This window comes from Micromonospora phytophila (assembly GCF_023656545.1).
GTDB classification, from domain to species: domain Bacteria; phylum Actinomycetota; class Actinomycetes; order Mycobacteriales; family Micromonosporaceae; genus Micromonospora; species Micromonospora phytophila.
In genome coordinates this window covers 1-20,043 of record NZ_JAMOKF010000073.1, presented here as the reverse complement: position 1 = coordinate 20,043, position 20,043 = coordinate 1, and the positions used below count along the sequence as shown (strand labels likewise).

General features: G+C 73.3%; 20 protein-coding genes and 1 pseudogene. 8 read left to right on the top strand and 13 right to left on the bottom strand.

Features of this window, described 5'->3' with window-relative positions:
* From NCC78_RS12240 to NCC78_RS12215, 6 genes and pseudogenes are all read right to left on the bottom strand, one after another.
* Nucleotides 1-227: pseudogene (locus NCC78_RS12240) on the bottom strand (efflux transporter periplasmic adaptor subunit); the annotation flags it as partial.
* Between the two features lie 47 nt (nt 228-274).
* Nucleotides 275-1,603 (bottom strand): hypothetical protein, encoded by a 1,329-nt coding sequence (locus tag NCC78_RS12235; protein ID WP_250794498.1) that lies wholly within the window; start codon nt 1,601-1,603, stop codon nt 275-277.
* Nucleotides 1,604-2,003: 400 nt separating this feature from the next.
* On the bottom strand, nt 2,004-2,213 hold the full coding sequence (locus NCC78_RS12230; protein ID WP_250794497.1) for a hypothetical protein: 210 nt from the start codon (nt 2,211-2,213) through the stop codon (nt 2,004-2,006).
* Nucleotides 2,214-2,233: 20 nt separating this feature from the next.
* Nucleotides 2,234-2,812 carry a TetR/AcrR family transcriptional regulator gene (locus NCC78_RS12225; RefSeq protein ID WP_250794496.1) on the bottom strand — a complete coding sequence of 193 codons (579 nt, stop codon included), beginning with the start codon at nt 2,810-2,812 and terminating at the stop codon, nt 2,234-2,236.
* Nucleotides 2,805-3,605 carry an alpha/beta fold hydrolase gene (locus NCC78_RS12220; RefSeq protein ID WP_250794494.1) on the bottom strand — a complete coding sequence of 267 codons (801 nt, stop codon included), beginning with the start codon at nt 3,603-3,605 and terminating at the stop codon, nt 2,805-2,807. The genes NCC78_RS12225 and NCC78_RS12220 overlap by 8 nt, the downstream gene beginning before the upstream one ends.
* Nucleotides 3,606-3,709: 104 nt before the next feature.
* Nucleotides 3,710-4,630 carry a proline dehydrogenase family protein gene (locus NCC78_RS12215; protein ID WP_250794492.1) on the bottom strand — a complete coding sequence of 307 codons (921 nt, stop codon included), beginning with the start codon at nt 4,628-4,630 and terminating at the stop codon, nt 3,710-3,712.
* A 104-nt stretch (nt 4,631-4,734) separates the two neighbouring features.
* On the opposite strand from NCC78_RS12215, the gene NCC78_RS12210 reads away from it, so the two are divergent.
* From NCC78_RS12210 to NCC78_RS12200, 3 genes are read left to right on the top strand one after another with little or no spacing between them, the layout of a single operon-like run.
* The gene (locus NCC78_RS12210) at nt 4,735-5,031 is read left to right on the top strand and encodes a hypothetical protein (protein ID WP_250794490.1); all 297 of its coding nucleotides are present in this window, start codon (nt 4,735-4,737) and stop codon (nt 5,029-5,031) included.
* Between the two features lies 1 nt (nt 5,032).
* A complete protein-coding gene (locus NCC78_RS12205; protein ID WP_250794489.1) occupies nt 5,033-6,199 on the top strand; it encodes a glutathionylspermidine synthase family protein in 1,167 nt (388 codons plus the stop codon).
* A 19-nt stretch (nt 6,200-6,218) separates the two neighbouring features.
* On the top strand, nt 6,219-6,806 hold the full coding sequence (locus NCC78_RS12200) for a CGNR zinc finger domain-containing protein (RefSeq protein WP_250794476.1): 588 nt from the start codon (nt 6,219-6,221) through the stop codon (nt 6,804-6,806).
* Nucleotides 6,807-6,829: 23 nt separating this feature from the next.
* Here NCC78_RS12200 and NCC78_RS12195 read toward each other — a convergent pair whose 3' ends face one another.
* Together NCC78_RS12195 and NCC78_RS12190 are read right to left on the bottom strand one after the other, a co-directional pair.
* A complete protein-coding gene (locus NCC78_RS12195) occupies nt 6,830-7,636 on the bottom strand; it encodes a sugar phosphate isomerase/epimerase family protein (protein WP_250794474.1) in 807 nt (268 codons plus the stop codon).
* Nucleotides 7,637-7,710: 74 nt separating this feature from the next.
* Complete coding sequence (locus NCC78_RS12190; RefSeq protein ID WP_250794472.1) at nt 7,711-8,655, bottom strand: Ppx/GppA phosphatase family protein; 945 nt, start codon at nt 8,653-8,655, stop codon at nt 7,711-7,713.
* A gap of 74 nt (nt 8,656-8,729) precedes the next feature.
* Here NCC78_RS12190 and NCC78_RS12185 point away from each other — a divergent pair, with 74 nt between their 5' ends.
* Nucleotides 8,730-9,539, top strand: coding sequence for a DUF3109 family protein (locus tag NCC78_RS12185; protein WP_250794471.1), 810 nt, complete (start codon nt 8,730-8,732; stop codon nt 9,537-9,539).
* Nucleotides 9,540-10,784: 1,245 nt separating this feature from the next.
* Here the strand turns inward: NCC78_RS12185 and NCC78_RS12180 are convergent.
* Nucleotides 10,785-11,369, bottom strand: coding sequence for a TetR/AcrR family transcriptional regulator (locus tag NCC78_RS12180; protein ID WP_250794469.1), 585 nt, complete (start codon nt 11,367-11,369; stop codon nt 10,785-10,787).
* A gap of 177 nt (nt 11,370-11,546) precedes the next feature.
* On the opposite strand from NCC78_RS12180, the gene NCC78_RS12175 reads away from it, so the two are divergent.
* Entirely contained in the window at nt 11,547-12,206 is a 660-nt protein-coding gene (locus NCC78_RS12175) for an NADPH-dependent F420 reductase (protein WP_250794467.1), read from the top strand.
* 70 nt (nt 12,207-12,276) lie between these two features.
* Here NCC78_RS12175 and NCC78_RS12170 read toward each other — a convergent pair whose 3' ends face one another.
* The gene (locus NCC78_RS12170) at nt 12,277-12,960 is read right to left on the bottom strand and encodes a response regulator (RefSeq protein WP_250794465.1); all 684 of its coding nucleotides are present in this window, start codon (nt 12,958-12,960) and stop codon (nt 12,277-12,279) included.
* A gap of 23 nt (nt 12,961-12,983) precedes the next feature.
* The gene (locus NCC78_RS12165; protein WP_250794463.1) at nt 12,984-14,273 is read right to left on the bottom strand and encodes a sensor histidine kinase; all 1,290 of its coding nucleotides are present in this window, start codon (nt 14,271-14,273) and stop codon (nt 12,984-12,986) included.
* A gap of 203 nt (nt 14,274-14,476) precedes the next feature.
* On the opposite strand from NCC78_RS12165, the gene phoU reads away from it, so the two are divergent.
* Nucleotides 14,477-15,130, top strand: a complete 654-nt coding sequence (phoU, locus tag NCC78_RS12160) for a phosphate signaling complex protein PhoU (RefSeq protein ID WP_250794461.1) — start codon at nt 14,477-14,479, stop codon at nt 15,128-15,130.
* Nucleotides 15,131-15,186: 56 nt separating this feature from the next.
* Here the strand turns inward: phoU and NCC78_RS12155 are convergent, their stop codons facing one another.
* The gene (locus tag NCC78_RS12155; RefSeq protein ID WP_250794459.1) at nt 15,187-15,954 is read right to left on the bottom strand and encodes a phosphoglyceromutase; all 768 of its coding nucleotides are present in this window, start codon (nt 15,952-15,954) and stop codon (nt 15,187-15,189) included.
* A gap of 149 nt (nt 15,955-16,103) precedes the next feature.
* Between NCC78_RS12155 and NCC78_RS12150 the strand changes: the two genes are divergently transcribed.
* A complete protein-coding gene (locus NCC78_RS12150) occupies nt 16,104-17,447 on the top strand; it encodes an MDR family MFS transporter (protein WP_250794457.1) in 1,344 nt (447 codons plus the stop codon).
* An 84-nt stretch (nt 17,448-17,531) separates the two neighbouring features.
* Nucleotides 17,532-18,821 carry an MFS transporter gene (locus NCC78_RS12145; RefSeq protein WP_250794455.1) on the top strand — a complete coding sequence of 430 codons (1,290 nt, stop codon included), beginning with the start codon at nt 17,532-17,534 and terminating at the stop codon, nt 18,819-18,821.
* 447 nt (nt 18,822-19,268) lie between these two features.
* Here NCC78_RS12145 and NCC78_RS12140 read toward each other — a convergent pair.
* On the bottom strand, nt 19,269-20,043 hold a 775-nt coding region (locus tag NCC78_RS12140; protein ID WP_250794453.1), incomplete at its 5' end, for a hypothetical protein.

Sequence of the window (20,043 nt, the reverse complement as noted above, 5' to 3'; positions counted from 1 at the left end):
GGAGCGGTGAGGGTGGCGGCGGCCCGGGCGGTGACCGTGGCCGGGGCGTCGATCACCTCGGCGACCGCCGCCCGGCTCACCGGGGCGAGCGCGACCGGGGACTCCTCGTCGCCGCAGGAGGCGGCGGTGGTCCCGGTGAGGACGACGGTGGCGAGCAGGGCGGTGAGCAGGCGGGGCCGCGTGGCTGCGCGCAGCCGCGGCGGATCGGTGCGGCGCACGCGGCCCATGCTACGACCCAGGTCGACACCCGACGATGCCGCCGGCGCCGCGGGGGTCAGCCGACCACGGCGCGGACGTACGCGACGCACTCGTCGTGCAGGGCGGACCACGACTCGCCGAACACGCGCTCGGCGGCCTCCGCCACGGGCCGGCGCTCGTGCACCACCGCCGCGAAAAAGGCGAGCAGGCGCTCCTGCCCGTACCGGTCCACCAGGTGCCGGATCGAGAGGTAGGAGATGCCGTAGCTGCCGCCGACCCGGTCGGCCGGGGCGCTGTCGGCGGGGGTGAGGCTGTCGAGCCGGCCGTCCCAGCCACCGCCCAGCAGACGGCGCACCTCGGCCAGCCCCTCGTACCGGTCGACGGACCGGCCGTCGGCGCCCGCGTACTCGGCCAGCCCCTCCACCAGCCACCAGGTGCTCTTCCCCGGGTAGCCCCGTTCCGGCAGGGAGGCCGCGTGGGTCAGCTCGTGCCGCAGCAGGTCGTCCACCCCGCCGGTGGCGAGCCCGTCGGCGTTGAGCACCACCTCGTGGTGCCCGCCGCCGACGGTGACCGCGTACCCGCCCGTCCACTTCGGCCGGCCGCCGCCGTACCAGCGCTGCCATTCGGTCTTCCCGGCATAGAAGATCCGGTACCGGTCCGGGGGCCGGCCGTCCACCACGTAGGTGTCCGCGACCTTCGCCGCCTCCTCGGCCTCGGCGAGCAGGCCGGGCAGCTTCCCCCGCAGCGCGGGAGTGGTGGCCACGACCGTCCGCGCGCCGACGGCCACGGCCAGCTCGCTGACCTCCCAGGGCCGGGTGCCGGTCTCCACCGACCTGGACTGCTCCACGGCGAGCAGCCGGGGCTGTGGCGCGTCCCGCCAGCGGGTGCCGGTCAGCACCGGGCTGGTGCGGCAGTCGGGGACGACGAAGCAGTAGCGGAACTCGACCAGCAACCGCCACTCGCCGGGCCGGCCCTCGACCGGGGTGGGCAGCCCGTTCACGCTCGCCTGCCAGCCGGTCACCCGCAGCGCCCGCAGGGCGGCGTACCGGCGGCGGAGGTCCCGGTGCGCGACCGGTTCCGCGACCGCCAGGAACCCGGCTTGGTCGCCGCCGAGCAGCGCGGCGGACTGCCGGTCGAGCTGTGCGGTGATCCGCTCGGTGAGCTGGCGGGCGGCGGTCGTGGCGGGGTCGTCGGCCGGGGCGCCGAACCGGTCCAGCGCCGGCCCGGCCCGGTCGCGCATTACACCGACCAGCAGCGCCCCCGGCAGGCCGCAGGTCAGCAGCACCACCACCGCCGCGAGCGCCGACCAGAGCGGCCAGAACCGGCGCGACCGCCGTCGCGGCACGGCGACCGGAGCCCCGACGGCAACGGCGGCCGGGACGGCAGCGGGGACCACGGGTGGCACGGGAAGCACGGCAGGGGGCACGGAAGGCGTGGCCGTCGGAACCGATCCGGTTATTGCGGTGGGTTCAGCCGTTTCGCTGGGCTCAGGCGTTTCGGTTGCCTCAGCGGTCTCGATCGGTTCGGCCGCTGCGGTGGGCTCGGCCGTTGCGGGGGGCTCGGGCTCGGTCGTCGGTGTCGGTTCACCCGAGTCGGCGGTGGCCGTGGGGGCCGTTCGACCGGATGCGGTGGGCGCGGCCGGCGCGGCGGGAGCCGTCGTCGGATCCGGCTCGGCCGGCTCAGGCACCTCGGCGGGCGCGGTGCGCGGATGGCCTTCGGCCGGCTCCACCCCGGTCGCCGCCGGCGCTCCGTCCGTCGCCGGTCGACCGTCCGCCTCGGGCTGCCCCTCAGTCACCCGGCGAAGATTACGGCCATTCGGGCGGACCGGCGAGCACCGCCCCGGCGGACCGGTACGTCCCGCCGGCGCGGGCCGCCGCCGGCGCGATCGACGCCGCCGGGAGACCCGGGCGGGCCGGCTCCGGCGGGGCGGCCGCGCCGGGAAGCAGGGTCACGGTGACCGCCCGGACGACGACCGGCACGACGCCGACGAGCGAGCACCCGCGCAGGGTGAGCATCGCGCCGCCGACCGCGAACGTCAGCTCTGGTCCCGACCCGGCCAGGAGCGGAACGCGATGTCCAACCCGTCGACCAGCCGCTCGAAGGAGCGGTCCACGTCACGGGGGAGCCCGAAGCCGCCGGCCGCCTCCAGCGAGACGAAGCCGTGCACGGCGCTGCGGAACGCCCGAACGGCGTCAACGGCGGGCTCGCCGGTGACCCCGTACCCCCGCAGGATGGCGTAGACGACGGCGACCGCGCGCTCCCCCGCGGCCAGGTGCTCCGGGTCGGCCGGGTCCGGCGCCCGCTGGGCGGCGGGATAGCGCCCGGGGTGCCGGCGGGCGTACGCCCGGTAGGCGTTTGCCACGGCCCGCAGCGCGTCGGCGCCCGCCCGGCCGACGGCGGCCGCGCTCATCTCCTCTGCGATCTCGGCGGTGGCCAGCGCGGAGAGTTTCTGCGCGAGCGCGTCCGCCCCCTTGACGTGCTTGTAGAGGCTGGGCAGCGCGACACCCAGCCGGGCGGCGAGGGCGGCGAGGGTGAGCTGCCCGAACCCGACCTCGTCGGCGAGCCGGGCCGCCTCCCGCACCACGGTCGGCTGGTTGAGCCCCGCCCTAGGCACCGGTGGTCGCCGCCAGGAACTCCACCAGGTGAGCGGCGGTGGCCGCCGGCCGGTCGGCGTGCGGGTAGTGTCCGGCGGCGTCGATCATGCGGGCCTCGGCGGTGGCGAAGAGCCGCCGCGCGGCCCGGGCCTCGGCGCCGGGGTCGGGGAAGTCCGGGTCCATCGTGCCCATCAGCACCAGCACCGGCTGCCGCACGGCTCGGGCGCGGGCGGTCCAGTGCGGCTCCACCGGCGCGATCACCCCGCGGGTCGCCGCCATCCGGCCGGGCTCGCGCAGGGTGGCGACCATCGCCCGGCGGTACGTCGCGTCGTCGGACGGCCGGTCGCCGGGGAAGAGCGAGCGGTGGTACATGCCGAACAGCCGAGGGCTGCGCAGCACCGCGAACTGGGCGACCTTCAGGAACGGGTTGAGCTTCGGCTGCCCGACGAACGGGCTGAGCTGGACGACCCCGTTGACCAGCCCGGGCGCTTCGGCGGCGGCGAAGATCACGGCGGCCGCGCTCGACGAGCTGCCCACGAGGGTGGCCGGGCCGCCTCCGAGGTCGCGGACCACCGCCAGCAGGTCGGCCCCGACCTCCGCCGGGGCGTACGTGGGCCAGCCGGCGCTGGACTCGCCGTGCCCCCGGACGTCGACCGACGCCACCCGGTAGCCCGCCTCGACGAGCAGCGGGGCCAGGTGCCGGAACGATGCCCGGTTCTCCCCCATGCCGTGCGAGAGGACGACCAGCGGCCCCTGCCCGTGCACCTCGTACGCGATCCGTCCGCCGTCCCGCTCCACGTAGCTAGCGCTCATAGCTTTAAAGCTAATGTCATTAGCCGGCTTCGTCAAGAGAGTCGACGGAAACGACGACGGGCCGGTGAGGATCAGATCCCCACCGGCCCGTACCGAAACCGGGGCTACTTTTTCGACATCAGGGCCCGGCCGAAGAAGGCCAGGTTGGCGGGGCGCTCGGCGAGCCGGCGCATCAGGTAGCCGTACCAGTCGTCGCCGTAGGGCAGGTAGGTGCGCACGGTGTAGCCCTCGCCCACCAGCCGGGCCTGCTCCTCCGGCCGGATGCCGTAGAGCATCTGGAACTCGAAGCGGTCCGGGCCGCGGTCGAACCAGCGGGCCCGGTCCTCGCCGATGGCGATCAGGCGCGGGTCGTGGGTGGCCAGCATCGGGTAGCCGTCGCCGGACATCAGGATGTTCAGGCAGCGGACGTAGGACTTGTCCACCTCGCGGGCGGACTGGTAGGCCACCGACTCCGGCTCCTTGTACGCGCCCTTGCAGAGTCGTACCCGGGACCCGGCGCCGGCCAGCTCGCGGCAGTCCGACTCGGTCCGCCGCAGGTACGCCTGGAGCACCGCGCCGGTGGCCGGGAAGTCCTTGCGCAGCCTGGCCAGCACGCTCAGGGTCGAGTCGGTGGTGGTGTGGTCCTCCATGTCGAGGGTGACCGTGGTGCCCGCCTCGTCGGCCGCCAGGCAGATGGCCCGCGCGTTGTCGTAGGAGAGCTGCTCGTCGAACTTCTGGCCCAGGGCGGAGAGCTTCACGCTGACCTCGGCGGGCGGGGTGAGCCCGGCGGCGGAGAGCACCTTCAGCAGCCTGAGGTACTCGTCGCGGGTAGCGTTGGCCTGCTCGGGAGTGACGGTGTCCTCGCCGAGGTTGTCGATGGTGACCGCGAGGCCGTCGGCGACGAGTTCGCGGGTCGCGCGCAACGCGTCGTCGGTGCCGGCGCCGGCGACGAACCGGCGGACGACGTCCCGGGTGAACGGGGCCGTCGCGATGAGCCGCTCGACCTGGGATGACCGGGAGGCGGCGAGGATGACGGAACGGAGCATGGACCGAGCGTAACGCCCGCTCGCGGGCCTCCGCCGGGCGGCGGCGGCAGCGCCCGCGGCCCAGGTCCCAACCGCATCACAGGCCCCACCGCGGGTGCCCGGCGGTGGCGTTCATCGGTTACAACCATGACGTGGAACAACGCCCCCGCCGCCGGCTCCGGTCGGCCTCCGTGCAGCTCGGCGCCCTCACCGCCCTGGCGCTGGCCCTCTCCGGCTGCAACATGACCTCCGACGACGATGACGACGACTGCGCACTCGGGCCGGCGGGTGGCAGCGGCACCGTCGCCCTGGCGCTGCGCGCGCCGGAGGCCGCCGCCGGGCGCGCCGCGCCGGAACCGGTCGGCTCGGCCGTGCCGGAACGTGGCGGTTTCGGCACCCACCTCGCCGCCTGCGGCGGCTGAGGTGCGCCGCGGGTCGGTCACCCCCCGCCCGGACTGGGACGCCACCATCCGCTCCCAGGGGCTGGTGTACGTCGACACCGAGCTGCCCGACGGCGGGATCATGTCCTACTGGGACGAGAGCGCGGCGTACGCGTTCGAGCTGGACGAGGTGCTCCGGCTGGAGGAGGCGACCGAGGAGCTGCACCGGATGTCAGTCGCCGCCGCCGAGCACGTCGTCGCCCGCAACCGGTACGCCGAGTTCGGCATCCCGGCCTGGGCGGCCGAGGCGGTCGCCCGCTCGCTGCGCGAGGCGCCGCCCACCCTCTACGGCCGCTTCGACCTCGCCTACGACGGCAGCTGGCCGCCGAAGATGCTGGAGTACAACGCCGACACCCCCACCTCGCTGGTCGAGGCGAGCATCGTCCAGTGGTACTGGCTGGAGCACACCCGGCCGGAGCTGGACCAGTGGAACAGCCTGCACGAGCGCCTGGTCGGCGCCTGGGCCAAGGTCGGCGCCGGCCTGCACGACCGGCGGGTGCACGTGGTCTGGTCGAACGAGGAGGAGTCGGGCGAGGACCACATGACCGCCGGCTACCTCGCCGAGACCGCCCGGCAGGCGGGGCTGGAGGTCGAGCTGCTGCCGATCCAGGAGATCGGCTGGGACGGCCGGCGCTTCGTCGACGCGGCGGGCCGCCCGGTCACCACCTGCTTCAAGCTCTACCCCTGGGAGTGGATGCTCGCCGAGCCGTACGGGCCGCCGGCACTTGCGCCGGGCACCCCGACCACCTGGATCGAGCCGGCCTGGAAGCTGCTGCTGTCGAACAAGGCGCTGCTCGCGGTGCTCTGGGAGCTCTACCCGGGTCACGAGCTGCTGCTCCCGGCGTACCTCGACTCGCCCCGCGGGATGCCGGAGTACGTCGCCAAGCCGCTGCTCGGCCGCGAGGGCGGCTCGGTGCGGATCGTCACCGGCGGCGGCGAGATCACCAATCCGGGGATCTACGGCGACGAGGGTTGGTGCTACCAGGAGTTCCGGGCGCTGCCGGAGTTCGCGGGCAACCGGACGGTGCTGGGCAGCTGGATCGTCGACGGGGAGTCCGCCGGTGCGGGGGTGCGGGAGAGCGCCAGCCTGATCACGGACGGCTACGCCCGGTTCCTGCCGCACTACATCGACGCGCCGCGCGCCCCGTGAGTCGTCTACCGTTGGGGGCGTGAACTTCGACGCGTACGCCCGGACCGGCGTTGACCTCGTCAACGCCCGCCTGGACGACCTCGACGACCTGCGGGCCATCTTCCCCGCCGACAACGCCTGGATGCGCGACGAGGTGGCGGAGCGGGACCTGGCGATCTTCAGGCGGGCGCAGAAGCGCCTGCGCGACGTCTTCGAGTACGGCACCTCGGGCCGGGACACCCAGGCGGTGGCCGAGCTCAACGCCATGCTGGAGGCGTTCCCGGTGCAGCCGCGCATCTCCGGGCACGACTCCAGCGACTGGCACATGCACGTGACCAGCCGGGGGGCCTCCGTCAGCGCGGAATACCTGGCCGGCGCCGTCTGGGGGCTCTCGGTCTGGCTCTGCGAGTACGGCAGCGCCCGGTTCGGCGTCTGCGCCGACGAGCGCTGCGGCAACGTCTACCTGGACACCTCGTCCAACTGCTGCCGGCGGTTCTGCTCGGAGCGCTGCGCGACCCGGTCGCACGTGGCCGCCCATCGCGCCCGCAAGCGGGCCGCCGTCGGCGAGCAGGTCACCGTCACCCCGCAACCCACCCCGGCCACGGAGTCCCTGACCCCGGTGAGCTGACGTCGACCGTCCGCCCCGGTCGCTCAGGCGGCGGCCGGGGACGGGGTGTTGAGGTGCTGGCGGGCGAACTCCAGCGCCTCGCGCAGGTCGGCCTCCCGGACGGCGCGGCTCTTCGCGCCCCGCGTGGTCACCTCGACCGCCACCGACCCGGTGAAGCCCCGCCCGGCGAGCGACGACAGCAGCTCCCCGCAGGGCTGGTTGCCCCGACCCGGCACCAGGTGCTCGTCGCGGCCCTCGCCGGTGCCGTCGCCGAGGTGCACGTGCGCCAGGCCGGCGCCCATCCGGTCGGCCATCTCCATCGAGTCGGTGTGCGAGGCGGCGCAGTGGGACAGGTCGAGGGTGTAGGAGGGGTAGCCGGTCTCGGTCGGGTCCCAGCCCGGGACGTACGGGACGAACTGCCGGCCGGCCATCCGGACCGGGTACATGTTCTCCACCGGGAAGCGCAGGTCCGGGAACTCGCCGGCGATCTTGTCGAGCCCGTCGGCGAAGTTGCGGGCGTAGTCGCGCTGCCAGGTGAACGGCGGGTGGACCACCACGGTGGGCGCCCCCAGGGTCGCCGCCAGGTCGCCGGACCTGCGCAGCCGCTCCCACGGGTCCGGGCTCCACACCCGCTGGGTGACCAGCAGGCAGGGCGAGTGGACGGAGAGCACCGGCACGCCGTAGTGCTCGGAGAGACCGCGCAGCGCGCCGGCGTCCTGGCTGACAGCGTCGGTCCAGACCATCACCTCGACGCCGTCGTAGCCGAGCGCCGCGGCCATCTGGAACGCCGCCGCGGTCCGCTCAGGGAAGACCGAGGAACTGGACAGGAGCACCGGGACGCGGGAAGTCACACCGTCGAGGGTAGCCGGCATCGTTCCGGGCATCGTGACGAGCAGCCGCAAAGCGCCCAGATCGACGCGGAGGATCACACCGGTTCGAGCTGGTCCAGGCGGCGCAGGATCACCCCTTCGCGCAACGCCCAGGGGCAGATCTCCACCGAGTCCACGTCCAGTCGGCGCATCACGGCCTCGGCGACGACCGCCCCGGCGAGCAGTTGGTGGGCCCGGGCGGCGCTGACCCCCTCCAGCTCGACGAGCTGCGCCGGTGGGATGTGCCGGATGAAGCCGAGCACCTGTCGCAGCCCCGCGCGGGTCAGCCGGCGGCTGGCCCAGAGGCCGGCGCTGCTGGGCGCGGCCCCGGCGAGCCGGGCCAGGGTGCGGAAGGTCTTCGAGGTGGCCACCGGCCGTTCCCAGCCCACCTCGGTCATCTTCTCCACCACCGGGTCGAGCAGCCCGTCGACGTACGCCCGCAGCTCGTCGACCACCTCGGTGGGCGGTGGCGCGGCGCTGTCCGGGGCGACCCGGAGCCGGTCCCGGGTCAGCCGGCCGGCGCCGAGCGGCAGCGAGACCGCGACGTCCGGGTCCTCGTCGATGCCGGCCGCGATCTCCAGCGAGCCGCCGCCGATGTCCAGCGCCAGCAGCCGCCCCGCCGACCAGCCGAACCAGCGCCGGACCGCGAGGAAGGTCATCCGCGCCTCGTCCGCGCCGGAGAGCACCTCCAGGCGTACGCCGGCCTCGTCGCGGACCCGGGCCAGCACGTCGGGGGCGTTGGTGGCGTCCCGGACGGCGGAGGTGGCGAACGCGATCAGGTCGTCGGCCTCCAGCCCGGCCGCCGCCGCCTTGGCCATGCTGACCGCCTTGACCAGGCCGTCCGCGCCGGTCTCGGTGAGCGCGCCGTCCGGGCCGATCTGCTCGGCGAGGCGCAGCACCACCTTCTCGGAGTGCGCCGGCCAGGGGTGGGCTCCGTGGTGGGCGTCGACCACCAGCAGGTGCACCGTGTTGGAACCGACGTCGAGGACACCCAGTCGCATGGTGAAGACATTAGGGCCAACACGTTTCCACGGCTCGACGGCCGGCAAAGGGCACCGCGCGTAGGCTGGGCCGGGTGACAGGGCAGATCGAGCTCCGTGTACTGGTGGACGACCCGGACGATCCGCGCAGCCGTGAGGTGCCGCTGGACTTCCCCCGGGAGTGGGTCGAGTTCGCCGACCCGACGGACGCCAGCCACCTGATCCGAGCCGACCTGACCTGGCTGCTCTCCCGCTGGACGTGCATCTTCGGGCGGGGCTGCCACGGCATCGTCGCCGGCCGGGCCGCGGACGGCTGCTGCTCGCACGGCGCGTTCTTCACCGACTCCGACGACGAGAAGCGGGTGAGGACCGCGGTGAAGCGGTTGACCCCGTCGACCTGGCAGCACTTCCGTCGCGGCTTCAAGAACTGGACCGAGGACGACACCATCGACGGCAAGAACGCCGCCCGCCGGACCGCCACCCAGGGGCCCGACGGGCCCTGCGTCTTCCTCAACGACGCCGACTTCCCGGCGGGCGCCGGCTGCGCCCTGCACGCCCAGGCGCTGCGCGACGAGGTCCACCCGTTGGAGTACAAGCCGGACGTCTGCTGGCAGTTGCCCATCCGACGGGACCAGGAGTGGGTCAAGCGGCCGGACAACACCAAGGTGCTGGTCTCCACGCTGTCGGAGTTCGACCGGCGGGGCTGGGGTGCCGGCGGGCACGATCTGGACTGGTGGTGCACCTCCTCGACCGACGCGCACGTCGGCGCCGAGCCCATGTACGTCTCCTACGGCCCGGAACTGACCGCGCTGATCGGCGCCCCCGCGTACGCCAAGCTGGCCGAGCTCTGCACGGTGCGCCACCGGCAGGGCATGGTCGCCCCGCACCCGGCCGACGGCGCCTGACCGCCACCGTCAGCAGCGCCCGACCACCCACCGTCGGCAGCGCCCGACCAACCGCCGTCAGTAGCGCCCGACCACCGACCGTCGGCAGCTCCCGACCACCCACCGTCAGTAGCGCCCGACCGCCCACCGTCAGTAGCGCCCGACCACCCACCGTCGGCAGCTCCCAACCAACCGCCCTCAGTGGCGCCCGACCACACACCGTCGACGGCGCCTGACCGCCCGCCGTTGGCGCGACGACCTCGTCGGCCCTCCAACAGGCGGCCGGTCTACCGAGGAGGGCCAGAGCGGCGCCGGCGGGCACGCCGAAGTCGGCGGCTCTTCGGGCTTGCTGCCCGCAGTACCCGCCCAGCCTGGTGGTGGTCGACTCGCGCGGTGTCGCCGCAACGTGCACGGCGCGCGCGGAACTCCGCCGGCGCGAGCGCCGGACAGAGCCGCCCTCGCTGCCTGCAGGCGGCTCCCCGGCAACCTCAGGGCAACCTCACAGGCGACCTCACGGGCAAACCTCACAGGCGACCTCACAGGCGACCCACAGGCGCGACCTGAGCCCTGGCCCGGTCCACCGTCCCGAAGCACCTGGCCTCGCGTCCCGGGCGTGCAGCCTTCACCGAGCGTCAGCACCGGCCGCCCGAGCCCCACATCGGTTCGTTGCCTTTGCTTTGCTTACCTATATGCGACAGTCACGTTACGTGATCAGCGCGGTTGGGCTTCTGCCCTGATCACGGTGCAGTCTCCCTGCTGGCGACGGTGGTGCGTATAGATAAGCAGAGCAAAGGGGCCGACGGCGGCAATCGGCGGAGCGCATCGGCCTCACCCTTCGTAATGGTGATGCAGTTGACGCCCTATGACAGAGAGTGACTGCGGTCAGGGTGAGGCGACGGGTGGAGGCCGACTCGTTCGTAGCCCGCAGGCCACGGCCGAGCACCGGAAGAGACGGCCGAGGAACGGACCGGAGGGCCGGCCACGGACGGAGAGTCCGGGACCGGAACCGTCAGGCCGGGATCGGGACGACAGCCCACGACCAGGACCGACAGCAATGCCCGGACCGACAGCCCAAGCCCGGACGACAGCCCGGCACGGGACCGGCAGCCCGGGACGGGGACCGGCAGCCCGGAACGGGGACGAAGGCGCCCGGACCGGGGACGGAGCGACCGGGTGACCCGGTGACCGGCGCCTGCGGGGGGGCAGGGAGCCGGTTAGGCAGGAAGCGGTGAGGCAGGAAGCGGTGAGGCAGGGAGCGGGGTGTGGTCAGGCGAGGGCGGCGTCAACCAGGGCGCGGGCGCTGCGCTTGGCGGCCTCGGCCAACGCCGGGTCACCGTCCAGCACCCCGCCCGCGAGCCCACCGTCGAGCAGCAGGGTCAGCTGACGGGCGAGCAGCTCGGGCTCGGGCGCACCGGCCCGCCGGGCCAGGTCGGTGACCCAGGCGCGGACGACCGTCTTGTGCTCGACCGTACGGGCGTGCACCTCGCCGCCGGTGGGCGACTCGGCGGCGGTGTTGATGAACGCGCAGCCGTGATAGCCCTCCCGCCGGCAGGCCCCCACCAGGGCGTCGAACATCCCGACCAACTGATCGCGCGGGTCGTCGCCGGCGTTCCGGGCGGCCGCGCACAACGCACCGAACCAGGCCTGGTCGACCTTGTCCAGGTACGCCAGCACCAGGTCGTCCTTGCGGGGGAAGTGCTTGTAGAGGGTCGCCTTCGCGACCCCGGACTCCGCAATCACCGTGTCCACCCCGACCCCGCGCGGCCCGTGCGCGTAGAAGAGCCGGAATGCGGTGTCGAGAATGCGGTCCCGGGCGGAACCGGCCGGGGTGCGCGGCGCGGACGCGGACATCGCCGTCCCTCCTTCGTCGTGAACGGGCCATCCTACAGACCGGTCTGTCTTCAGCCTATCCCCCATTCCGGCGGCGATCATCACATCATGAAGGGTCAGGTAGACAGACCTGTCTGTTAGTGTCAGCGCAACCGGCGCGAGGGCCGCTCGCGCGACCAGTGGAGGACGTGAACCGACATGCGCATCGCAGTTCTCGGCACCGGCGTGGTGGGCCGGACGATCGCCGCCCGCGCGGCGGAGCTGGGCCATCAGGTCACCATCGGCACCCGGGACGTCACGGCGACCCGCGACCGCGGCGGCGACCACGCCGACTGGGCGGCTCGGCATCCCGTAGTCGGCCTGGCCACCCTCGCCGGCGCCGCCGCCGACGCGGAGCTGGTGGTGAACGCGACCAGCGGCGCGGCGTCGCTGGCGGCACTCACCGCCGCCGGGGAGGCCAACCTGGCCGGCAAGGTCCTGCTCGACATCGCCAACCCGCTCGACCACGCTGCCGGCTTCCCGCCCACCCTGTCGGTGCTGAACACCGACTCTCTCGGCGAACAGATCCAGCGGGCGTTCCCGCAGCTCAAGGTGGTCAAGGCGTTGAACACGACGGCCGCCGACCTGATGGCCGACCCCCGACAGCTCGCCGACGGCGACCACACCGTCTTCGTCTCCGGCGACGACGCCGACGCGAAGCGGACGGTCACCGGGCTGCTCACCAGCTTCGGGCACACCGACGTGGTCGACCTGGGCGACATCACCACCGCCCGCGGCACCGAGATGCTGCTGCCCCTCTGGCTGCGTCTCTACGGCACGCTGGGCACCGGCATCTTCAACGTCAAGGTCGTCCGCTGACGACCAAGTGACGACCCGATGACGAGAAGGGGCCCGCGCGTCGGCGCGGGCCCCTTCTCGCGTACGCCGATCAGGGCTCGAACTTGTAGCCCAGGCCCCGCACGGTGACGATGAAGCGCGGCGCGGACGGCTCCGGCTCGATCTTGGAGCGCAGCCGCTTCACGTGCACGTCCAGGGTCTTGGTGTCACCGACGTAGTCGGCGCCCCAGACCCGGTCGATCAGCTGCCCCCGGGTGAGCACCCGCCCGGCGTTGCGCAGCAGCAGCTCCAGCAGCTCGAACTCCTTCAGCGGCAGCTGCACGGCGGCGCCGTCCACGGTCACCACGTGCCGCTCGATGTCCATCCGGACCGGCCCGGCGGCCAGCGTCGGCGCACCCGACTCGGCGGCCTCGGCACTCTTCCGGCGCAGCACCGCCCGGATCCGGGCGACGAGTTCCCGGGGCGAGTACGGCTTCGTCACATAGTCGTCGGCACCGATCTCCAGGCCGACCACCTTGTCGATCTCGCTGTCGCGCGCGGTGACCATGATGATCGGCACGTGCGAGCGCTGCCGGAGCTGCCGGCACACCTCGGTGCCCGACATCTCGGGCAGCATCAGGTCGAGCAGCACGATGTCGGCGCCGGTCCGGTCGAACTCGGTCAGGGCGGAGGTGCCCGTCGCGGCGACGGAGACCTCGAATCCCTCCTTGCGGAGCATGTACGACAAGGCGTCGGAGAACGACTCCTCGTCCTCGACCACCAGAACGCGGCTCAACGGGGATTTCCTTTCCATTGCTGTCAGACCTGCCGGAGCTCGGCCGGACCGGCCTCGATCCCAGCGGAGGGCAGTGTCGCCAGGAGGTCGTCCGGTGGACGGGCGGGCAGCCGCAGGGTGAACGTCGATCCACCACCAAGAGTGCTCGACACCTCGACCCTTCCGCCATGGTTGCTGGCGATGTGCTTCACGATGGCCAGCCCCAGACCGGTGCCGCCGGTGGAGCGGGACCGGGCCTGGTCGGCCCGGTAGAACCGCTCGAAGATCCGGTCGACGTCGGTCGGGGCGATGCCGATGCCCTGGTCGGCGACGGCGATCTGGACGTGCTCGTCGTCGGCCCGGGTGGTGATCCGGACCGTGGTGTCCTCGCCCGAGTAGTTGACGGCGTTCTCGACCAGGTTCGACACCGCAGTGGCGAGTTGGGTGTCGCTGCCGTACACGGTGAGCCCGCGCTCGCCCTCGACGACCACGTCGACCCGGCGGGCGGCGGCGGAGGTCCGCGTCCGGTCGACCACCTCGGCGATCACCCAGTCCACGGCGACCGGCTCCGGCGGCGGCTGCGGCTCGGCGCCCTGGAGCCGGGTCAGCTCCAGCAACTCCTGCACCAGTCGCCCCAGTCGGGTCGACTCGTGCTGGATCCGCTCGGCGAACCGGCGGGCGGCGACGAGGTCCTCGGAGAGGTCGGGGCCGCCCTCGCCGGCGGGTTCGGTGGCGTCGAGCAGCGCCTCGGCCAGCAGTTGCAGGGCGCCGATCGGGGTCTTCAGCTCGTGGCTGACGTTGGCCACGAAGTCGCGGCGTACCCGGGCCAGCCGGTGCGACTCGGTCACGTCGGCCGCCTCCACGGCGATGTAGCCGGCGCCGAGCCCCATCGCCCTCAGGTGCACGCCGAGCGGGTTCTCCCCGGCGTTGTCGCGGCCGCGCGGCAGGTCGAGCTCGATCTCGCGCCGCACGCCGGTGCGGCGCACCTGCCCGGCGAGGGTACGCAGCAACGGGTGGGCGGCGATCGAACCCGGCGTCGGGCCGGTGCGGAGCAGCCCCATCGCGCGGGCGGCCGGGTTGACCAGGACGGGAAGGTCGTCGGGGTCGAGCACGACCACGCCGGCCCGGAGCGAGTCGATCGTCCGGCGGCCGAACCCCGACTGCGGATCGTCGGCTATCGCGAGCCTCCCCCTGCTGAAGAGGAAGCCGGGTAGGCGGCTCCCCGTCGACGTGGAGCGGCCACGCCACGCCGGGACGAACCGGGCCAGCAGCACCCCGGCGACCAGTCCGGCCGCCAGACCCACGGCCACACCGACCGTCACCGCCCACTCCACCCGGCGATCGTAGGGTCATTGTTAACCTGGCCATCGCCCATAGCAGGACGAACCACTCTCACTTCCGGCAAAGTTCACTCGCGCGTCCGGCGTCGTTCATCCGGGTTCATCTCCGGTCCGCCCACACGACCTACCGTGGGCGGCGCACCTGCTCACACCCTCGCCGTCCCTCGGGCCGGCGACACCGACCACAGGACGTGACAATGCGCGACGAGTTCCGGGCTGACCTGCACATCGTCAGCCAACTGCTGGTGGACATGGCGGAGGGGGTCCGGGCCGCGATGCGGCAGGCGACCCGCGCCCTGCTCACCGCGGACCGCCGGGCGGCCGAGACGGTGATCGAGCGGGACGCCGAGATCGACGGCCTCTACCGCCACGTCGAGGAGCGGGTCTGCGACCTGCTCGCCCGCCAGGCCCCGGTCGCCTCCGACCTGCGCGCCATGATCACCGCGCTGCACGTCGCGGCCGACCTGGAACGGATGGGCGACCTGGCCGACCACGTCGCCAAGACGGCCCTGCGGCGGCACCCCTCGCCGGCCGTCCCGGCGGAGCTGCGGCCGATCTTCACCGACATGGCCTCCATCGCCGACCGGATGGCCGAGAAGATCGGGACGGTGCTGGCCAAGCCCGACGCCGACCTCGCCGCCGAGCTGGACCGTGACGACGACGCCATGGACGACCTGCACAAGAGCCTCTTCGGGGTGCTGCTCGGCGAGGACTGGCCGTACGGGGTGGAGACCGCGATCGACGCTACGCTGCTCGGTCGCTTCTACGAGCGGTTCGCCGACCACGCGGTCAACGCCGGCGAGCACGTGGTCTACCTGATCACCGGACAGATCACGCCGCCGGGGAACTGAGCGCAGAGACGCCGAAGGCCCCCGGTCCGCTCGGACCGGGGGCCTTTTCGCGTACGTCAGCGGCCCTGGTTGGCGACCGCGGCGGCGGCGGCCTTGGCGGCGGCCGGGTCGAGGTAGGTCCCGCCCAGCGTGAGCGGACGCAGCTGCGGGTCGAGGTCGTAGCGCAGCGGGATGCCGGTCGGGATGTTGAGCTTGGCGATCGCCTCGTCGGAGATCTGGTCGAGGTGCTTGACCAGGGCGCGCAGCGAGTTGCCGTGGGCGGCCAGGAGGACCGTCCGGCCGGCCAGGATGTCCGGCACGATCGAGTCGTACCAGTAGGGCAGCATCCGCTCGACGACGTCCTTGAGGCACTCGGTGCGCGGCATCAGCTCGGTCGGCAGCAGCGCGTAGCGCGGGTCGCCGACCTGGGAGAACTCGTCGTCGTCGGCGATCGGCGGCGGCGGGGTGTCGTACGAGCGGCGCCAGAGCATGAACTGCTCCTCGCCGTACTCCTCCAGGGTCTGCTTCTTGTTCTTGCCCTGCAGGGCGCCGTAGTGGCGCTCGTTGAGCCGCCACGACCGGCGCACCGCGATCCAGTGCCGGTCGGCGGCGTTGAGCGCCAGCTCGGCGGTGCGGATCGCCCGGCGCATCACGCTGGTGTGCACCACGTCCGGCAGGAGGCTGTGCTCGCGCATCAGCTCGCCGCCGCGGCGCGCCTCGTTCTCGCCCTTCTCGGTCAGGTCGACGTCGACCCAGCCGGTGAAGAGGTTCTTGGCGTTCCAGTCGCTCTCGCCGTGCCGCAACAGGACCAGCGTCCCGACGGTGGGCCCCTCGCTCGCAGTCATGCCGATCATCCTGCCCCAACCCGGGACGGGACACGCGGGCGGTGGTCGTGACGACCACCACGTGGAAAAGCCGGTGCCCCGGAATCGGCCCCGCCATTAGGTTGTAAGGCGCTGCAATCAGAACGGTCATTACGGAGCGGGGGCGCCGAGTGCGGACGATGCGGAGTTGGTTCCGGGACACCACCGGTGGGCTGCCGGTCACCTTCTGGTACCTGTGGACCGGCACCCTGATCAACCGGCTCGGCTCGTTCGTCCTGGTCTTCCTCGCCATCTACCTCACCCAGGAGCGCGGCTTCTCCGCCTCCCAGGCCGGCCTGGTGCTCGGCCTCTGGGGTGTCGGCGGCGCGGTCGGCACCACCGTCGGCGGCACCCTGGCCGACCGCTGGGGCCGCCGGCCGACCCTGCTCACCGCCCACCTCGGCGCGGCCACCATGATGCTCGCCCTCGGCTTCGCCCGGCCGCTCTGGACGGTGGCGCTGGGCGCGTTGCTGCTCGGCATGTTCGCCGAGGCGGCCCGGCCCGCGTTCGGCGCGATGATGATCGACGTGGTGCCGGAGAAGGACCGGCTACGCGCCTTCTCGCTGAACTACTGGGCGATCAACCTCGGCTTCGCCTGCGCGGCGGTGCTCGCCGGCCTCGCCGCCGAGGCCGGCTACCTGCTGCTCTTCGTGGTCGACGCGGCCACCACGGTGATCACCGCGCTGATCATCTTCGCCAGGGTGCGGGAGACCCGGACCGTCTCCGCCACCGCCGCCAGGGGCGACGCGCCGGTCGGCGCGCTGCGCACCATCCTCAGCGACCGGGTCTACCTGGGCTTCGTGGTGCTCAACCTCTTCGCCGCGCTGGTCTTCCTCCAGCACATCTCGATGCTGCCGATCGCCATGGTCGACTCGGGCCTGAGCGCCGCCACGTACGGCTCGGTGATCGCGCTCAACGGGGTGCTGATCGTGGTCGGCCAGCTCTTCGTGCCCCGGCTGATCAGGGGGCGGAGCCGGTCGCACGTGCTCGCCCTCGCCTCGGTGGTGATGGGCCTCGGCTTCGGGCTGACCGCGTTCGCCGACGCCGTCTGGCTCTACGGGCTGACCGTGCTGATCTGGACCCTCGGGGAGATGCTCAACTCGCCGTCCAACGCCACCCTGATCGCCGAACTCTCCCCCGCCGCGCTGCGCGGTCGCTACCAGGGCGTCTTCTCGCTCTCCTGGCAGGTGGCCGGCGCCGCGGCGCCGATCCTCGGCGGGTTGCTCCGGGAGCAGGCCGGCAACACGGCCCTCTGGCTCTCCTGCGCCGTGGTCGGCGCGCTGATGGCGGTCGCCCACCTGGTCTCCGGCCCCGCCCGCGAACGGCGCGCCACCGCCCTGCGTACGGCGACCCGGCCGGTCGAGCCGGTGGTGGCGATCCGGCCGCCCGCGCCGCAGGCCGCCGAGGCGGCGGCGACCGCCCCGGCCGAGCCCGTGCCCCCACTGCCGGAACCGGAGTCGAGCTCCGCACGGTGACCAGCGACACGCTGGCGGCCGGCGGTCGGGCTGCCTACGGTCGACAATCGGATCGGTTAGGAAAGAAAACTGTCTGGAGGACGGGTGCCGGCACTGCGACGGTGGCTGGACGACACCGCCGGCGGGCTCCCCGCCACCTTCTGGTACCTCTGGACCGGCCTGCTGATCAACCGGGCGGGCGCGTTCGCGATGCTCTTCCTGTCGCTCTACCTGACCGCGGCGCGCGGCGCGAGCGAGGCGCTGGCCGGGACGGTGGTCGGGGCGTACGGGCTCGGCGGGGCCGGCGGCGTGCTGCTCGGCGGGGTGCTCGCCGACCGGTGGGGGCGTCGGGCCACCCTGCTCGCCGCGCATCTGGTCACCGGCGGGCTGATGGTCGCGCTGGCGTTCAGCCGGCACCTGGTGGTGATCGCGGCGCTCGCCGCCCTGGTCGGGGTGGCACATTCGATGCCCAGTCCCGCCTTCGTCGCGGCGATCGTCGACGTGGTCCCCGAGGAACGTCGCTCGCGCGCCTTCAACCTCCAGTTCTGGGCGTTCAACCTCGGCATGGCAGTGGCCTCGCTGCTGGCCGGCCTGCTCGCCGAGGCGAACTTCGTCGCGCTCTTCCTGGTCGACGCCGCCGCCACCCTGGTCGCCGCGGCGGTGATCGGCTGGAAGGTGCCGGAGACGCTGTCCCGCACCCGGCCGGCGGTGACCGCTCCGGCCGACGTGGCGCCCGCCCGGCAGCACGGACGCCCCCGCCGGCCCGGGTTGCACACCGCGTTGACCGACCGGACCTTCCTGATCTTCGTCGGGCTGACCTTCGTGCTGGCCGTGCTGACCCTGCAGACCTCGACGATCATGCCGCTGGCGATGCGGGCGGACGGGCTGCGCCCGTCGGCGTACGGCGCGGTGATGGCGCTCGGCGGCGTGCTGATCGTGCTCGGGCAGCTCTTCGTGCCGCGCCTGATCGACCGGCACCGCAAGGACCGGGTCCTGGCGGTCTCCACCGCGCTGCTGGCGCTCGGCTTCGGCGTCCTCGCCGTCGCCGACGAGCTGGCCGTCTACCTGGTCGCAGCGGTGGTCTGGACCGTCGGCCAGATGCTCGCCGCCCCGCCCAACGCCCAGATCAACGCCGACCTCGCCCCACCCGAGCTGCGGGCGCGCTACCAGTCGGTCTTCTACCTGACGTTCCCGGCGGCGTCGTTCGTGGCGCCGACGCTCGGCGGGGTGAGCCTGCAGTACCTCGGCGAGCGGCACTGGCTGATCGTCGGCGCGCTGGGGCTGCTGGCCGCCGCCGGGCACCTGCTCGCCGGGCCGTCGCGGGAGCGACGGGTGGCCGCCCTGCGCCGGGCGACGGCGGGCCGACCCGAGCCGTCCCTGACCGGAAACGGCTGAGCGGACCACCGGCTCGGGCACGGGGCCGACCACGCCGCGCGGCCGGCCACGGTGCGAAACCACCCACGACGATGCGAAACGCCCACCACGACCGATCGTCGTGATGGGCGTCCGCACCGTATGACCGGCGGCCGGCGGGCGGCACCCACCCCCGTAGGCGTCGCCCGCTCGCGCCGCCGGTCCAAACAGGTGGCCACCGTCCCCCAACGGTGTTATTCCACCCGTCCCCTGCGCCTCGCTCGGTGCACGGATCTGATCGATCCGCCGCTCCCCCGAACGGTTCCGAGCGTGGCGCGGTGCAATAAAGTTAGTTCGCCCGGATTCCGGATTCAACCTGGCTCGACTGTTCCGCCGGTCACAGCACCGGTGGTCACACCCGGTGTGCCGCTTTTCCGGGTCCCGCTCCTGGCCAACAGCGCATACCCGCCGGCCATTCCCGTAAACTCCTCACGCGTCCTCCCGATCCGGTGACTCGGTGCGGAAGAAGTTGCTCGGCCGCCCGTCGCGCAGCTGCTCCTGGTAGATCAGGTTCAGCCCGCGCCCGTCGAAGGTCTGGAACCACTCGTCCCAGGTGATCTCGCGTACCCGGCTGCTCTCGCGGTAACCGGGCAGGTTGAAGGTGAGCACGCCGGCCCGCCCCTCCCGCTCGGTGCCCGCGATCGTCGCCGGCTTCGCGTTCCGCTCCTCGGCCCAGCGCCGGATCACGTCGTGGTTCGTGGTGACCAGGCTGCGGCCGGGACGCTCCGGCCGGTCGGCGGTCGAGGAGATCGCCTGCGAGGACCGTACCGACCGGGAGGTGCTGCGCCCGGTGCGTACCGCTGAGGTGGTCGTCGCCGCCGTGCCGCCGCGTTCCGCGCCGGGCCGCCGCGTGCCCGCCGGGGCGGTCTTCGCCGCCGCCTTCCGCGCGGGTGCCTTCTTCGCGGGTGCCTTCTTCGCCGCCGCCTTCTGCGCGGGAGCCTTCTGCGCGGGAGCCTTCTTCGCCGGTGCCTTCCTCGCGGGAGCCTTCTTCGCCGCCGCGGTCGTCTTCTTCGCGGGAGCCGCCGCCTTCTTCGCTGGCGCCTTCCTGGCCGCTGCCGCCTTCTTCGTGGCGGCCTTCTTCGCCGGCGCGGTCTTGTTGGCCGGGGCGGCCTTCGCCCGGCTCGGCGCGGCCTTGCCCGCGGCCGCCTTCTTCGTGCCGGCGGCGCGACCGGCCGCCGCCTTCGCACCCGTGGCACGGCCCGCG

Coding starts and splice junctions, on each gene's coding strand:
- NCC78_RS12190 (WP_250794472.1), bottom strand. CDS start 8,655: ATGCGACTGGGTGTCCTCGACGTCGGTTCCAACACGGTGCACCTGCTG.
- phoU (WP_250794461.1), top strand. CDS start 14,477: ATGCGCGACGAGTTCCGGGCTGACCTGCACATCGTCAGCCAACTGCTG.
- NCC78_RS12215 (WP_250794492.1), bottom strand. CDS start 4,630: ATGCTCCGTTCCGTCATCCTCGCCGCCTCCCGGTCATCCCAGGTCGAG.
- NCC78_RS12220 (WP_250794494.1), bottom strand. CDS start 3,605: ATGAGCGCTAGCTACGTGGAGCGGGACGGCGGACGGATCGCGTACGAG.
- NCC78_RS12230 (WP_250794497.1), bottom strand. CDS start 2,213: ATGCTCACCCTGCGCGGGTGCTCGCTCGTCGGCGTCGTGCCGGTCGTC.
- NCC78_RS12155 (WP_250794459.1), bottom strand. CDS start 15,954: ATGACTGCGAGCGAGGGGCCCACCGTCGGGACGCTGGTCCTGTTGCGG.
- NCC78_RS12180 (WP_250794469.1), bottom strand. CDS start 11,369: ATGTCCGCGTCCGCGCCGCGCACCCCGGCCGGTTCCGCCCGGGACCGC.
- NCC78_RS12175 (WP_250794467.1), top strand. CDS start 11,547: ATGCGCATCGCAGTTCTCGGCACCGGCGTGGTGGGCCGGACGATCGCC.